The following is a 15,616-nucleotide window of genomic DNA, read 5'->3' as shown; positions in this document are numbered from 1 at the left end:
GCCCATCATTGGACAGACATTTTTTATAAACAAAACCTCAAAGAAATTCTTTGAGGTTTTTTTGTATTTTTAATTTTAAAACTAATTAACAATGAAAAATATAGCTGTGAAAATAAATTTTGAGAAAATCCTTTTCTTAGTCCTCATGTGTCTTACATCTTCTTTATGGGGCCAGAAACGTACCGAACCATTTATCATCAGCCTTCCCAGCCACAAAATAGAGAAAAGTTATTATAAAACGATAAAACTTATTGATAAAAGAGAAGACACCACTTCTTTAGGAATTGTACAGCAGGGAATGTTGAATGCCAAAGCTAAAGTGGTTCCCACCTCCAGTATATCAAGTCAATTTCAAAGTATCCTGAACAGCATCAATGGAGATAATACCGAAGACGGAACAATGGTTCTGTACCTGAAGCAGTTGTACTTTGCAGAGGTTACTGCCAAACTCAGTGAACATGGCTACTGCTATTTTCAGGGATTTCTGTTTTCAAAAAATAATGATGGGACTTACTCTTTGATGGATCAGACCGATACCGTAATTGATGTCAAAGCAACTGATGTTACCACAAAAACCCTTGAAAAAGGAAGCGAAATGCTCGTAGATTTCATCAGTAAAAACGCGTCTAAAAAGCCTGAAACGAACAATAATTATACGTTTGAACAAATAAATAACTTTGATAATACAGCCAAGCAGTTAATCAGTTTTTACAATTCACCTCAGCTGAAAGACGGAGTATATAAAAATTATAATTCTTTAAAAAATCAACAGCCGGACCAAGAAATCACAAATGTCAAATTCTACGGTAATGCACCAAAAATTGTAAGAATTTATGAAGTGGCAGACGGCAAAGAAAAAGAAATTAAAAAAGACAACATTTATGCTATTGTGTATAAAGGAGATCCATATATCTACCTTTCCATAGAAAATCTTTTTACCAAAGCAGTAAAAAGAGATAATGATTACTATTTCATTGGAAAAATAAGGTCAAATCCCAATGCGGGAAGCATGATGCTGACCGGAGCCGCATTCTTTGGTGCAATTGGTGTCCTGATCATGACCAATCCGGCCTATCCTTTTGAAATGAAGATTGATTACTTCAATGGTGGATTTGTTCCAATTAAAGAAATTCAAAACAAAAATTATTAAGCCACAAAATCTCCTTATTTTTGGGAGATTTTTATTTTCAAAATGAAACCAAAAGCTTTATTCAACTGGAGCAGCGGAAAAGATTCTGCGCTTGCTCTTTACAAAATACTACAGGAAGATCAATATGAAGTTTCTACACTTCTTACAAGTATTAATGAAGAATTCCAAAGGATTTCCATGCATGGTGTACACGTTTCTCTTTTAGAAAAACAAGCTGAAAGTCTCGAAATTCCCTTGATTAAAATGGAACTTCCTAAAGAACCATCAATGGAAGAGTATCAACAAATCATGAGTACAACAATGGCTGGAATTCTGGCGCAGGGTATTACCCATTCCGTTTTTGGTGATATTTTCCTGGAAGATCTCCGCAAATACAGGGAAGAGCAATTAAATGCGATTGGAATGAAGGCTGTATTCCCCCTGTGGAAACAAAATACATCCAACCTCATCCATGAATTTTTAGAGCTTGGTTTTAAAACCATTGTAACCTGCGTCAACGGATCTTATCTGGACAAAAGCTTTGCAGGAAGAATTATTGATCAGAAATTTATAGATGATCTTCCTGAAAATGTAGATCCATGCGGAGAAAACGGAGAGTTTCATACCTTTACTTTCGATGGACCCATTTTCAAAAATCCGGTTCACTTTGAAATTGGAGAAACAGTCAAAAAAACTTACCCAAAACCTAAAACAGCTCCTGAAGAAGAAGATGGGGAATATGTTTTCTGGTTTTGTGACCTACTGTTAAAATAAGCCTGTGAATAGTAATCCACAGGCTTTTCAATATATTATTTTATTTCAGTAATGATTTCATTCATGAGATCAAATACCTGCCTGATATCTTTTTCACTGGTCATCCAGTTTACAAAAGCAGCTCTTACTCCTTTATGCTGATTATAAAAAGTAGGTGTCATAAAAACTTTTCCTGTGTCATTAAGTTTTTCAAGAAATAGTCCTACCTCATCCTGCTTTGCATCCTCTTTCAATGTAAAACAAACCGTATTTAATCTTACCGGAGCCAGCAGCTTAAAATTATCGCTGTTTTCAATCAGCTGTCCCAACTGTTTTGCCCATCCTATATTCTTATCTACAATCTCCTGATATCCCTTTTTACCATAAGCCATAAGAGAGAACCATGCAGGAAGCGCCTTTAATCTTCTTGAGTTTTCCGGAAGAAAATTTAAATAGCTGAAATTCTCCAATGGATCTCCCAGATAAGGAGCATTTGAGTTTTGAAAGGTTTCTACCTGTAAAATTTTATATTGATCTTTAATAAGAAACACGGCACTTTCATAAGGTACATTCAGCCATTTGTGACAATCTACCGTGATACTGTCTGCATATTCCCAGCCTTCCACAAGATACTGATGGGTTTCCGAACAAGCTGCAAAACCACCAAAAGCAGCATCGATGTGCCACCAGAAATTATATTTTTCTTTTAATCTGCTGATCGCTTTAAAATCATCAAAATCCACTGTATTTACTGTTCCTCCACTTGAAATCAGAATAAATGGTTCACCGTCAAGCTTCAGGATATTTTCTTCCAGATCCTTGATATGAATGGCTTCCCGGTTTCCTTCTTCCGTTTTAATCTTAATGATATTACTGCTGCCAAGACCCAGGAGTGACAATGATTTTATAGAAGACGAGTGAGGTGTGGCTGTCAATATCTTTACCGTTCCGGATACACCTTCCTTCGCAATATCTCTTCCCTGCATTTTTCCAAGCCATTGACGACCCACAGCCAGACAGGTAAAATTAGACATGGTAGCTCCCGATACAAAACCTCCCAGAAAGCTTTCCGGAAGCTGAAGAAGTTTCAGCAAAAGCTGTATGGTCTCCATCTCTATAATTGCGGAAATATCCCCCTGTCCTGTTACAGACTGGGTATTCTGATCATAAACTGTTGCCAGCCAGTCGCCAGCCACCGATGCCGGAGTAGCCCCTCCCGTCACAAATCCCCAATATCTCGGTCCCCCGGATCCCACCATGATCGGTTCAAATTTTTTATTAAAAATCTGTATAACTTCTTCTGTTCCGAATCCTGATTCCGGAAGTTCCTGTTTTTCCGATACCGTATTATTGATTACTGAGGTTAATCTTTCTTCAATAGAGTTCAGGTAATCCGTTCCCTGTTCTTTAATGATATTCAGCAGATATCCGATATTTGCCGAATCATTTTTCAAGTGTTCATTCATACTTTGTGATGCATTTTCTATATCAAATGTATTAAATGCCTGCTAAAGAACCATTACATCCATATTAATTTGATTCAAGGCCCGTTCTAGCACGCAATTTGCTTCCCTTAATGCTCTTGAATATTTTAGTATCTTTAAGAGTAACAATCATTATTAAAAAATACAACACCTGTGATCAAAAATTTAGTATTCCTGTCCCTGTTCTGCTTTTTATTTTCCTGTACAACTACTGAAGCTCCCAAAGCCTCTCCCGTGGATAAAAAAGCAATTGTTGATTCTACCATTGCCGCTTTTCAGAAAACACTTTTAGAACAACAGATTGATTCTACTTTCAAGAAGTATCATTTCAATGGAAGCATTGCCGTTTTTAAAGACACCCTTCCTCTTTACAGAAGAGAAAACGGTTTTTCTGACTTTAAGAGAAAAATCAAAATTGACAGCAATACCATTTTTGCTATAGGATCTGTGAGCAAGCAATTCACAGCAGTGATGGTTTTACTGCAGATGGAGCAGGGAAAGCTGAATGTAACAGATAAAGTTTCAAAATACCTGAAGGAATTCCAGGTTAAAGAATATGAAAATATAACAATTCATCAGCTGCTAAACCATACTTCAGGTTTGAATATGGTGGGAGGAAAGCTGATGTTCAGGAGCGGTTCCGACTTTTTCTACTCCAACGACGGATTCAATACTCTTGGAAAGATTGTGGAAAAAGTTTCCGGAAAGTCATATGCTGAAAATGTTCAGGAACTCTTTAAAAAAGCGGGAATGAAACATTCTTCAACAGGAGATACTTTTAAGGGAAATAATTTTGCCAGTGCCTATCTTGGTACGCCTGTTAAATTTCAGGAAGTTCCCAATATGCCTAAAAGATTAGGCGGGCAGGAAATCGGAACTCCTGCTGGAGGGATATTATCTACCATTCAGGATCTTCATTCATGGAACAACGCTTTGTACGGCGGAAAAATTTTAAAGCCTGAAACCTTAAAACTATTTATGGCAAAAAGCGCAGAAAGGCGTCATGCAATCTTTGGAAAGATGGGTTATGCTTACGGCATCATGCTTAACATTGGCCAACCCAATTCTTATTTCCATAGCGGTTATATAAAAGGTTCTCCTTCATTAAACATCTATTATCCGGACACCAAAACTTCCGTGATCATCCTGTCTAATATTGCCGATGAAGAAAAAGGAAAAGGAGTAATCTTCAGACCCCATATTGAAGTAAAAAAGATTACAGATCATCTTGAAAGTACCCTTACACAGCTCAGATCACAACATTAATTGAATAGTACATTGTTTATACAGGCTTAAGGAACTCCTGCATTTTCACCAAATTCTTTTTGTGCTCTATAAAATTGAGTGCAGCAAACACCAGAGCCGTTTGCAGTATAAAAGGAAGAATCAAGGTAACTAAGGTCAGAAAAACTTCAGAATGATGGTGCTCTCTGAAAAACTGATAAGCATAATTTCCGTTTTTCATGGTAACCTGCATCATGGAAGAAGCGCAGACTACCAATAATCCTATATTCTGCTGATACATTGTATAAAGGCTTTTTCCTTTGTATTTGAAATCTGCCCTCAGGTATTTCCATATCTTATAATTACAAACCAATATCAATACTGAACCCAATAAAAAAGATCCGTTAAGCAGTTTAAAAAACAGATTATAATCTTCCTGATTTTTTGTTATAAAAATCAACAATAAATTAATTCCTAAAGCCAGCAGTCCTATCATTAAAGATTTTCTGAAAAGTCCGGCATATTTTTCCTGTATAATCCTTTTGGCAATCAAAGGGATTGTAGTTGGATAAAACAGCAGATAGTTAACTAACTTAAATTCTCCGTTCCAGGATGCTTTTATCTTTAAGAATGCTTCCTCGAAACCGATATTTTCGTTACGTTGAAGATCTGAAATCTGACTGATCATATGATCTCTGATTTCTACCAGAATATCTAGTGAGAGCTGTTGGGCTATCAGATAATCCGTAATTTTATTTTCCTGTACTTCGGTTATCATATATTGAATATCGCCTGTAGATTTAACAAGTAACTTTTCATCTCAGTCTCTTTTTCTGCCTGTTGTTTTTTTCCTTTTTCAGTCAGCAGATAATATTTACGGTCTCTTCCGTTGATTTTCTGAATTTCAGAAATAATCATTCCGTCGCTCTCCAGTTTATGCAGTAATGGATAAAGTGCTCCTTCCGTCATTTCAAGCTCACCTTCTGTAAGCTCTTTTGCCCTTTGAGTAATCTGATACCCGTACATTTTAATTTCTTTTGAAAGAAGCTTCAAAATAATATTCTGCAGGGTACCTTTATAAAGACTATTCTTTTTCATAGAATGATTTATGCATTGCAAACATATGCATAATTTTCTTATGTATTAAAATTTAATATAAAAACTTTTAATTTGCCTTATGAAAAAAATGTACTTCATAGCCATCTATCCTCCTCAGGAGATTATAGAAGAAGTAAAAGTCTTTAAAAGAGATCTGGCTATTCATTATGCCAATTCCAAGGCTTTGAAAAATGAAGCCCATATTACACTATTTCCTCCCTTTTCAAGAGAAATTGAACTGGAGGATGATATTCATATTGCTTTTCAGAAGATCAATACGGAAATTACACCTTTTGAAGTAGAATTGGATGGTTTTGGAAGCTTTCCTAATCCTAAAAACCCTGTACTTTATATTCAGCCAAAAGAAAATATTCATTTAACTGAGCTTTATCATAGAGTAAAAGAGTATTTTAATTTTGCACAGTATTCTTTTAGTCCTCATATGACCGTAGGATTCAGAGATCTGACCTGGGAAAATTATCTTAAAGCCTGGGAAAAATATGAAACGAAAGAATACAAAACTAAATTCTTAGTTGATAAAATAATGCTTCTCCGCCACGATGGACAATGGGTACCTATAGCAGAGAAAAAACTGGAAAAATAAAACCGGCTGCTAGAGCCGGTTGAGTTCAAATTTATTCTTTAATGATCTTCTGAGAAAGAATCAGGTTTTTGTTTTCTTTTACATTCAGCAGATAGGTGCCTGACGGATAGTTTTTAATATCAATTCTGAGTCCGGCATCTTTGAATTCAAATCTTGAAGGAATCAGTTTTCCTGAAGTATCATAGATCTCTACTTTTACATCTTTTGAAAAATCCTGTTTCCCTTTAATATAAAATTCTCCTTCTGTAGGATTCGGGTAAACACTGAAGCGTCTTTCTTCAGCTTTTACTTCTGAAAGTTTAAGGGTAGATTTACTTAGAGTCCAGGAAACAGTAGTAACATGCAGAGTACTGTGGTTATCAACTTTCAAAAGCGGATTATCATCTACTACAGACAATGTTAATGTATTATTTCCATTATTCAGTTGCGCAGGAGTAATGGTAACACTACTTCCTGTTGATCCAAGTGTTGTCCCATTTAAGCTCCAGGTATTGACTAACGTATTAGGATTGGGAAGAATTTCATTAGCTGTAAAAGTGACATTAGACGTAGCATCTACTGTAGTGTTGTTTGCTGGTGTATAGGAATCTATAGGAGACACTAAACCATGAATTTTTTCAATAATTGCCTCTTTACATACTGAGCAGAACTGTTGGTTAAGATACCTCATCTCACAACTCTGATGCGGGCGGAACCAACTAGGACTTTCAGCATGGGCATATACTCCTACTCCATTTAATCCTACCCAATTTTTCCATTTGATAGTTGCAGGATTAGAGTTTTGGGTTTTATTGGCAGATTCCAGTGAACCTGAAAACCAATATTCATCTGCTAACTTTCCAAAGGAATGTCCCAGCTCATGCACCACAATTTCATTCGAGGAACCATTTAATGAGGCAAAGGCATAAGTTCCTCCACAACCTCCATATTCTGTAGAATTGCCCAATACATAGGTAATATCATAATCAGGGATATTGGCTGCCAGCACCTGCCCCACCTTATTGGTTGTGTTACTGTATATACATCTGTGAACTCCTACATCGAAAGTAGAGCCCAGGTAATTATTAGGATTGGAAACAGGGATTACTGGTTCAGTAACATCTGTTGCTGTCCCGGGGTGCTTCACTCCCGATTCTGTAGAAATTACTTTTACAGCATAAGCATTAAAGTAATTTTTATATTCTGTATAAGGGCTTTTGGTAAAAAGATAATTAACGGTATTCTGAGCTGAAGTTGTAAAAGCAGCTTGCTGTGCGGCGGTAAATCCGTCTCCTAAAACAGCAATAATAATCCTTTTACTATTGTCTCCGTTCTGTAAAAGCGGAACCGTATCAAATGTCTGGGCAAAACAGCTGCTTCCAATCAAAAGGGGTAATAAAACTTTTTTCATAGCTATAGTTTTTTTGTGAATAATAGTTGTGCTCCATCATCAGTTGCCTTTTCAACCTTTACAATCTGAACATTTTCAGAATAGGAAAAACGGGCACTGAACTCTGTGCTCTGAAGGGAAGCTTTATGTCTGGAAATTCCTTCTTTTTCGTACACTTCCAATTCAGGATTAAAAGGATCTTTCACAAGCTGTCTGGCAACTTCTTTTCCGTCAGACTGCGTCAGCGTGATAATAAAGTCTCCCTGATGAGCTTCATTTCTTTCAAAAGATGAGATCTGCTTCAATCTGCCATCCGTAACTTTACTACTTTGGAGGGTAATTTTTGCATTTCCTGACTGATCTTTATCTGCCTTGAAAAACAAATAAATAATTCGGTCACTTTTTTTTAGCGTAGTTTCTGAAAGTGACTGCCTTTTCTGAGTTAATCCATTCTCTTTCTGAAAACTACAGAACAGAAAAACAGGAACAACGAGTACATTAAATACATTTTTCATAGTCATTTTTGTTTAAAGGTACTAAAGTTTTAAATATAAATGAAAGTCATTTCCAATACTTTTTCACTCTTAAAAAACTTAGAAAGTTCTATCTTTGGGCAATGATTTCAGAGAAAATAATTTTAGGTATTGACCCCGGAACAACTGTCATGGGATTTGGTATTATCTCCATAAAAAAAGGAAAAATGGAGATGGTTTCTATTCATGAACTCATCTTAAAAAAATACCCTAATCACGAAACCAAGCTCAAATATATTTTTGAAAGAACGCTGTCTCTTATCGACGAGTTTCATCCTGATGAAGTAGCTCTTGAAGCTCCTTTCTTTGGAAAAAATGTACAGAGTATGCTTAAACTTGGCCGTGCACAGGGAGTAGCCATGGCTGCCAGCCTTTACAGAAATATCCCGATCACAGAATATTCTCCGAAAAAAATCAAAATGGCCATCACCGGAAACGGAAATGCCAGTAAAGAACAGGTAGCGGGTATGCTTCAGAATCTTCTTAATTTAAAGGAGTTCCCTACCAAATATCTGGATGCCTCCGACGGACTTGCCGTTGCTGTATGCCATCATTTCAATTCCGGAACCATAGCAGATACCAAATCATATTCCGGATGGGAAAGCTTTCTGAAGCAGAATCCGGATAGACTGAAATAATTTTTCAAACTTCTATTTTAAACGTTTAAAAAACAATATTTTACGAAAACATACATGATTACTTGGTAAAACATAATACTATCTTTTACATTGGTATGATTTTTAGTACTACCTTTGTATAAATTTTCAGTTATGAAAACAAACCAACAAACTATAAATCAAGGGACTCATAAAATAAACTGGTTCCAAAAGTTCCTGATGGTATGCTCCGGCGGGAACATCCATATCTTAAGAAAGACCCCGAGTGAGTGGAATAAATTTTCGGGGATTGGAGGTATCGTGCTTTTCACGGCAGTATTTGCTACTTTATCTGCAGGCTATGCCATGTATACCGTATTCGATAATATCTGGGCTGCCATTGGATTTGGAATTCTTTGGGGGCTGATGATCTTTAATCTTGACCGTTATATCGTTTCTTCCATTAAAAAAACAGGTACCTGGTGGAATCAGATTCTGATGGCCATTCCCCGTCTTATCCTTGCCACATTTTTAGGAATTATTATTTCGAAACCATTAGAGCTTAAAATTTTTGAGAAAGAGGTAAACAAACAGTTGAACACAATCATTCAAAGAAATAAAAAACAGCTTCAGGGAGAAATGAACGGAAGAATTCTTCAACAGAGCGGGCCTTTTGAAACAGAAAAACAACAGATTTCAGAAAAGATAGCACAGTATCAGAAAGCCTATGATTCAGCTTCAGTAGAACTTGAAAAAGAAATTCTGGGAAAACAATCAGGTCTAACCAGTGGAAAAGAAGGCTACGGACCGAATGCAAAGCGTAAAAAGGAATTGAAAGAGCAACGCAGACAAGATCTTGAGAACTATCAAAAACAAGCTTCTCCAAGACTGGAATATCTGGATAAAGAAATTTCCAAAGTATATACGAATCTGGAAACCGAAAGAAAATCTACAGAGACTTTTGAAGATAAATTTAACGGGTTTGCGGCAAGGCTTCAGGCATTGGATGAACTGGGCAAAAATTCAGCTATTATAGGATTAGCAGCAACTTTTATTATGGGGCTGTTTATCTGTCTTGAAATTTCCCCGGTCCTGGTAAAATTAATTTCTCATATAGGACCTTACGATTATCTTTTAGAAAAAACAGAAAATGATTTCAGATTGTATTCCAAAGAGAAAATTGAAAAAGGAAATGCCCTGACAGATTTCAGGATTGAAGATTTTAAGGATAATTTGAAGAATTAATTATCATGCGTATAGGTTATTATCAATTTAAACATTAGAGAAAAAATCTATAAAATATTAATATTTAATTAATAAAATCTACCTTTCATTAAATTAATGAAAGGTTTTTGTTTTTATAATTCATTATATGTGAAATATTTTCTAATTTTATATTACTTAAAACCTTGTCATCATGAAAAATTTATTTTTTGCATGTACACTGCTGATCTGCGGTGCATTTGCCCCTGCCTTAAAAGCTCAGGCATCAGAACCATTTTTAGGGCAAATAGCCTTTGTACCTTATAATTTTGCTCCAAAGTACTGGGCAGAATGTAATGGGCAGATCCTGCCTATCGCTCAAAATCAAGCACTTTTTTCATTATTAGGAACCACCTATGGAGGAAATGGAACCACCACATTTGCTTTACCTGATATGAGGGGAAGAGTACTTGTTCATAACGGACAGGCTCCGGGAGGGCCTACAACGTATACCATGGGAGAAACCGGCGGAACAGAAAGTGTTACATTATTGATAACACAAATGCCAGCTCACAATCATACTGTAAATGCTGTAACCGCGGAAGGAAATCAAAATTCACCCACAAATAATCTTCCGGCAGATACCAAAATTCTTGATAAAGAATATTCTGATACAGCCGCCAATACTACGATGAAAAGTACAATGGTAGGAAACACAGGAGGAAACCAGCCTCATGAAAACAGACCTCCTTTTATTACCCTAAAATGTATTATTGCATTAGCAGGAGTCTTTCCATCACAAAACTAAGAGCTATGAAAATTCTTTACTTATTATGTCTGATAGCAGGAAGCACAGCTTTTGCACAGACTATAACGTTTAATGGATGCCCTAATCTGTTTGATAGCCCTCCTAATACTTATGTCTTTAACAAAACAGGAGTAGATGCCTTTAGTAAAAACATTTATATGACCACGCCTATTGATGGCGGGCAAGATTGTAGTGGATTAGGTACCTGCGAATTTAAAATTCAATGGAACAATGCTCTTACAAGATGGGAGTTTCTTGGTGATGAAGGAAACGGAACCTTTACCACTCCCTCTTTGCTTTATTATAACTCAACAGGAAATAATTCCGTACCAATACCCCCAGGAAACAGCATAGGAACCTGGGTTGAAAATACAGCAATTACTAACGGACAATGTGGCGGAAATCTTACTACAGCAAATTCTACCATGACGGGTGACGTACAGACCACAACATTGGGAACTTCAGATCTTTCTAAAAATAAAATTCAGATCTTCCCTAATCCTGTGACCGATTTCATTCGAATTTCCGGCATTGATGACGGATTATCCATCCAAGTTTATAATATTGACGGACGACTTGTAAAATCGGAAATGTTTGATTCAAAAATTGATGTCTCACAACTTATTCCAGGTGGTTATATATTAAAAATAAATACCAGGAATTTCCAAACTCATCAATTTAAATTCGTAAAAAAATAAACTACTATTTTATAAGAAAAAACCTTTTAAAGCTTTCGGAATTTCCGGAAGCTTTTATTTTTCATCACAAAATACATTAGAATTAAATAAAAAATGCCTCCATTAAAATGGAGACATTTATATTTATTTTAAACTTTGATCAATTTATTTGATGATCAATTTAGAAGTTTTAGAATCTTTTCCGTTAGAAACCTGAATCATATATACTCCTTTTTCTAACTGTTGCTCTACTTTGAAAACTCCATTTCCTTCTTCAGTTGCAGATGGACTTGCGATCAATCTTCCTGACATATCAGAAATAGAAACCTTCAGGTTTTTACCATTTTTAGCTTTAATGAAGATTTTATCTCCGGTTGCAACCGGGTTAGGATAAACAGTTAAATCACCATTATCTGCTTTCACTTCACTTGTTCCTAAGTTAGTAACAAATTTCACAGTATAGTCTTCAACCTGTCCGTACTTTAATTGCCCACAAGGAGTCATATTAGGATTCTCATCATCTACAAGTACTCTCATTCTAAGCGGAGTATTAAGTACTGCTGAAGCAGGAGCTGTAATGGTAGTATTATAAGTTCCTATTAACGTAACCGGATCTGCTACAATATTATCAGCAGAACCTACAAGTTCAGAAGCTTCAAATGTTCCGTTATTATTATAGTCAATCCAAACTCTTACTTCATTATTTGAATCTGATACATTTACCTGAAGATTATGAGTACCTGTTGCCGAAAGTTCTGTAGATGTAGCTTTCAGACAGCCTGCTCCCGTATAATCTTCATAAAAACTAGCATTATTCTGCCAAAATCCTGTAGTAGCATTATTAATAGTGCCTAATTTTACTAAAGTTGGCCCTACAAAATAATTATTCGGATTGGTTACTCCTGCTGGATTACATGTAGCAGCAATAGGTGTTCCTATCGCAGCTCCTGCAGAAGGAGCTGTTGCTCCTAATGAAGTACTCAACGACCCCCTCATTAAGAAGAAATAAAGAGCAGCTCTATCATGTTGTCCATTGGTAAACTTGAATGCTATTGGGTTTGTATAATTCATCATATTATACTGTACTCCCTGATAGTTTGCTCCTGTACAATAATTCATATCATTGTTAGTAGGTGCAGGGTCATTCAGTAAGCTTCTTGATCTTTCTGTATCGCAAACCTGATCATCATCTTTATTACAATCATTATTAGTCATCGCAGGACAGTAGGTAGTAGAAGTAGTCCCTTGTGGCGGTTGAGCGTTAGCATTTCCAAAAGTATGAAGCAGTCCCATACTATGTCCAAATTCATGGGCCAAAGTAATATCATCCTGTAATGTAACCACAAAAGATTTCATAAAGGACTCATAGTTAGCATCAGCATTTTGAGGTAGTCCAGCCCAGCCCATAATACCGTATGTTCCACCACCATCTACTTTATTCATGATGTAGATATTAAAGTAAGATGCCTCAGGCCAGTGCGGTGCAATTGATTTAACCTGATCAGTAGTAACACCACTTGTTCCACTACGGTTTACCCCATTTGCATCATATCCTGGAAGAGTACCACCATTATATCGAACAATCCCCGTAGTAGCGTTACAGTTAGGATCCCTTTTAGCCAATACTAATTTAATTGGCATTGTAGCAGCAGTACCAAAATCAGCAGGAATTCCCTGAGACCATTGATATGTACCTGCATACATTTGATTACAACGATCCAGCCAAGCCTGAATTTGTGCATCACTCTTATTGTACGTTGTACCAATAGCAGCACCAGTAGGTGCTATTACGTGTACTACCACAGGAATTTCATAAACTCCATTTACAATTTTATATGCACTTCCATTTTTAGCAGTAGTATTTTGGTTACTGCTAATAACTTTATTACGGATATTGCGAATCATTTCATCAATTTCCTCATTCTGTTTTTGGTGTACTCTCTGTTCATTATCAAAGTCACACCATTCTTTTTTTTGCTGTGCTGAGATTGAAAGGGAAAGTAACAAAGCCCCACAAAGGATAGTTTTCTTCATTCCAATAATTTAAAAAAATTAAACAAGTTGCAAATTTATTAATTTTACACCTCAATCAATAATATTTATCATTAAAACCAGTGTAAAATTTTAAATTTCACTACAGTTAGTAGAAAAAAATAAACTATTGTTACATTTAAATATAAAAATAAAATTAACATCACTTCAAAACCTTATTTTTATATTTAAATTATTCTTAAAAAAACATACAAAATAAAAAGAAATAAATAATTCAATAAATTATAAATATAAAACTATAACATTATTAATCAACTAGTTAAAATACAATTACAAAATGAAAAAACCGCACTAATTGTGCGGTTTTAAATATATAAATTCAATTATGCTTTTATAAAGAATAATTCGGAGCTTCCTGTGTGATAATTACATCATGCGGGTGAGATTCTTTCAATCCGCTTCCGGTAATCATTACCAGCTTGGAGTCTCTCTGAAGCGTTTCAATATCTTTTGCTCCACAGTATCCCATACCAGCTCTCAGACCTCCTGTCAACTGGAAAATCACATCTTCCAATTTTCCTTTATGTGGAACTCTTCCTTCAATTCCTTCCGGAACGAATTTTTTAGCTTCACTCTGGAAATATCTTTCTTTACCTCCTCTCTTCATTGCTGAAAGGCTTCCCATTCCCTGGTAAGATTTGAATTTTCTTCCCTGGAAGATAATTTCTTCTCCCGGAGCTTCGTCCGTACCAGCTAAAAGTGAACCCAGCATTACTGCTCCTGCTCCACTAGCAATAGCTTTAACGATATCTCCAGAAAGCTTGATTCCCCCATCACCAATTACAGCTACATTTTGAGATTTAGCATATTCGTATACATTATAGATCGCAGATAACTGAGGAACCCCTACTCCGGCAACTACTCTGGTTGTACAGATAGATCCAGGCCCTACTCCTACTTTCAAAACATTTGCTCCTGCTTCAATAAGGTCTTTAGCAGCATCGGCAGTTACAATGTTTCCACCTACAATATCAAGGTTCGGGTATGCTTTTCTGATTTCAGAAATTTTATCTAAAACTCCTTTAGAATGGCCGTGTGCAGAGTCAATTGCTACGATATCAACTCCAGCTTTCACCAACGCCTCAATTCTTGTCAATGTATCTTCTCCTACACCTACTCCTGCTCCTACAATAAGACGACCACTCTCATCTTTATTAGCATTCGGGTACTCCAGTTGATTATCGATATCCTTGATGGTAATTAAACCTACAAGTTTATTGTCTTTATCTACGATAGGAAGTTTTTCAACTCTGTTTTTAAGAAGGATTTCTTTTGCCTTTTCAAGGTTGGTATTTTTGTCGGAAGTGATCAGATTTTCTTTGGTCATGATCTCTTCAACTTTCATATCAAGATTTTCCTGATACTTCACATCTCTGTTGGTAATAATTCCAATCAGGACATTATTAGGATCTACTACGGGAAGACCGGAAATCTTATATCTTGACATAAGATCTCTAGCTTCACCTAAAGTATGATCTTTAGATAAAGTTACCGGATCAGAGATCATTCCGTTTTCGGAACGCTTTACACGGTTTACCTGAGCAGCCTGCTCGGCGATCGTCATGTTTTTGTGAATAAAACCTAATCCTCCAACTCTTGCTAAAGCAATAGCCAGATCAGCTTCAGTAACAGTGTCCATCGCAGCGGAAACTATCGGAACATTCAGCGTGATTTTGTCGGTAAGTCTTGATTTTAATGAAACCTGGTTAGGTAAAACTTCTGAATAAGAAGGGACTAGAAGAACGTCATCGAAAGTGATGGCTGTCTCTACAATTTTGTTATGAATAGACATCTTTACTTTCTTTGCAAAATTAGGTTATTTTAATGAGATATGAAAATCCTTTTCAATAGTTTAAATAAAATTTAATAATCAATAACTTAAATCGAAAAACCGCTCTTTTGTCAGAACGGTTACGGTACAAAATAATTGAATATGTAGAAACTACTTGTTAACTCTAATTAAAATGGTTGTTAAAAGGCCTGCTTAGCCTGGGTTCCATTTTTTATCTAAATGCTCAATATGAGTCTGATTATTTTATCAATGTATAATTTATTAGTTTTTTCGTGTTGTGGAGATTATTTGCCA

At 35.9% G+C, this 15,616-nt stretch carries 15 protein-coding genes; 8 read left to right on the top strand and 7 right to left on the bottom strand.

Annotation, left to right across the window (positions count from 1 at the left end):
• Nucleotides 1-91: 91 nt before the first annotated feature.
• Nucleotides 92-1,150 (top strand): hypothetical protein, encoded by a 1,059-nt coding sequence (locus SFA27_RS02075; protein WP_407295854.1) that lies wholly within the window; start codon nucleotides 92-94, stop codon nucleotides 1,148-1,150.
• Between the two features lie 42 nt (nucleotides 1,151-1,192).
• Complete coding sequence (locus tag SFA27_RS02070) at nucleotides 1,193-1,903, top strand: diphthine--ammonia ligase (protein WP_407295852.1); 711 nt, start codon at nucleotides 1,193-1,195, stop codon at nucleotides 1,901-1,903.
• Nucleotides 1,904-1,938: 35 nt separating this feature from the next.
• On the opposite strand, the gene SFA27_RS02065 is transcribed toward SFA27_RS02070, so the two are convergent.
• Entirely contained in the window at nucleotides 1,939-3,348 is a 1,410-nt protein-coding gene (locus SFA27_RS02065; RefSeq protein WP_407295850.1) for a pyridoxal phosphate-dependent decarboxylase family protein, read from the bottom strand.
• Nucleotides 3,349-3,519: 171 nt separating this feature from the next.
• On the opposite strand from SFA27_RS02065, the gene SFA27_RS02060 reads away from it, so the two are divergent.
• Nucleotides 3,520-4,632: a serine hydrolase domain-containing protein gene (locus SFA27_RS02060; RefSeq protein WP_407295848.1), complete on the top strand. Its 1,113-nt coding sequence runs from the start codon at nucleotides 3,520-3,522 to the stop codon at nucleotides 4,630-4,632.
• A 16-nt stretch (nucleotides 4,633-4,648) separates the two neighbouring features.
• Here SFA27_RS02060 and SFA27_RS02055 read toward each other — a convergent pair whose 3' ends face one another.
• Together SFA27_RS02055 and SFA27_RS02050 are read right to left on the bottom strand one after the other, a co-directional pair.
• Nucleotides 4,649-5,368 carry a hypothetical protein gene (locus SFA27_RS02055; RefSeq protein WP_407295846.1) on the bottom strand — a complete coding sequence of 240 codons (720 nt, stop codon included), beginning with the start codon at nucleotides 5,366-5,368 and terminating at the stop codon, nucleotides 4,649-4,651.
• Nucleotides 5,365-5,688, bottom strand: coding sequence for a PadR family transcriptional regulator (locus tag SFA27_RS02050; protein WP_047373591.1), 324 nt, complete (start codon nucleotides 5,686-5,688; stop codon nucleotides 5,365-5,367). Before SFA27_RS02050 ends, SFA27_RS02055 begins: the two co-directional genes overlap by 4 nt.
• 79 nt (nucleotides 5,689-5,767) lie before the next feature.
• Here SFA27_RS02050 and SFA27_RS02045 point away from each other — a divergent pair, with 79 nt between their 5' ends.
• Nucleotides 5,768-6,292: a 2'-5' RNA ligase family protein gene (locus SFA27_RS02045; protein WP_407295844.1), complete on the top strand. Its 525-nt coding sequence runs from the start codon at nucleotides 5,768-5,770 to the stop codon at nucleotides 6,290-6,292.
• A 31-nt stretch (nucleotides 6,293-6,323) separates the two neighbouring features.
• On the opposite strand, the gene SFA27_RS02040 is transcribed toward SFA27_RS02045, so the two are convergent.
• Nucleotides 6,324-7,682 (bottom strand): M64 family metallopeptidase, encoded by a 1,359-nt coding sequence (locus tag SFA27_RS02040; RefSeq protein ID WP_264519461.1) that lies wholly within the window; start codon nucleotides 7,680-7,682, stop codon nucleotides 6,324-6,326.
• Nucleotides 7,683-7,684: 2 nt separating this feature from the next.
• Nucleotides 7,685-8,176, bottom strand: coding sequence for a hypothetical protein (locus SFA27_RS02035; RefSeq protein ID WP_156118333.1), 492 nt, complete (start codon nucleotides 8,174-8,176; stop codon nucleotides 7,685-7,687).
• Between the two features lie 101 nt (nucleotides 8,177-8,277).
• On the opposite strand from SFA27_RS02035, the gene ruvC reads away from it, so the two are divergent.
• The 4 genes from ruvC (at nucleotide 8,278) to SFA27_RS02015 (ending at nucleotide 11,499) form a co-directional block, all read left to right on the top strand.
• On the top strand, nucleotides 8,278-8,832 hold the full coding sequence (ruvC, locus tag SFA27_RS02030) for a crossover junction endodeoxyribonuclease RuvC (RefSeq protein ID WP_407295841.1): 555 nt from the start codon (nucleotides 8,278-8,280) through the stop codon (nucleotides 8,830-8,832).
• Between the two features lie 132 nt (nucleotides 8,833-8,964).
• On the top strand, nucleotides 8,965-10,035 hold the full coding sequence (locus tag SFA27_RS02025) for a DUF4407 domain-containing protein (protein WP_047373596.1): 1,071 nt from the start codon (nucleotides 8,965-8,967) through the stop codon (nucleotides 10,033-10,035).
• Between the two features lie 172 nt (nucleotides 10,036-10,207).
• A complete protein-coding gene (locus tag SFA27_RS02020) occupies nucleotides 10,208-10,801 on the top strand; it encodes a tail fiber protein (RefSeq protein WP_081995401.1) in 594 nt (197 codons plus the stop codon).
• 5 nt (nucleotides 10,802-10,806) lie between these two features.
• Nucleotides 10,807-11,499 carry a T9SS type A sorting domain-containing protein gene (locus SFA27_RS02015; RefSeq protein WP_047373597.1) on the top strand — a complete coding sequence of 231 codons (693 nt, stop codon included), beginning with the start codon at nucleotides 10,807-10,809 and terminating at the stop codon, nucleotides 11,497-11,499.
• A gap of 144 nt (nucleotides 11,500-11,643) precedes the next feature.
• Here the strand turns inward: SFA27_RS02015 and SFA27_RS02010 are convergent, their stop codons facing one another.
• Nucleotides 11,644-13,512 carry a GEVED domain-containing protein gene (locus tag SFA27_RS02010; protein ID WP_407295838.1) on the bottom strand — a complete coding sequence of 623 codons (1,869 nt, stop codon included), beginning with the start codon at nucleotides 13,510-13,512 and terminating at the stop codon, nucleotides 11,644-11,646.
• 349 nt (nucleotides 13,513-13,861) lie between these two features.
• A complete protein-coding gene (guaB, locus tag SFA27_RS02005) occupies nucleotides 13,862-15,322 on the bottom strand; it encodes an IMP dehydrogenase (protein ID WP_047373599.1) in 1,461 nt (486 codons plus the stop codon).
• Nucleotides 15,323-15,616 lie beyond the last annotated feature (294 nt).

This window comes from Chryseobacterium sp. HR92 (genome assembly GCF_045689405.1).
Classification (GTDB): domain Bacteria; phylum Bacteroidota; class Bacteroidia; order Flavobacteriales; family Weeksellaceae; genus Chryseobacterium; species Chryseobacterium viscerum_A.
Note: the sequence above shows the minus strand (reverse complement) of the source record. Positions and strands in the feature narration are given on the sequence as shown.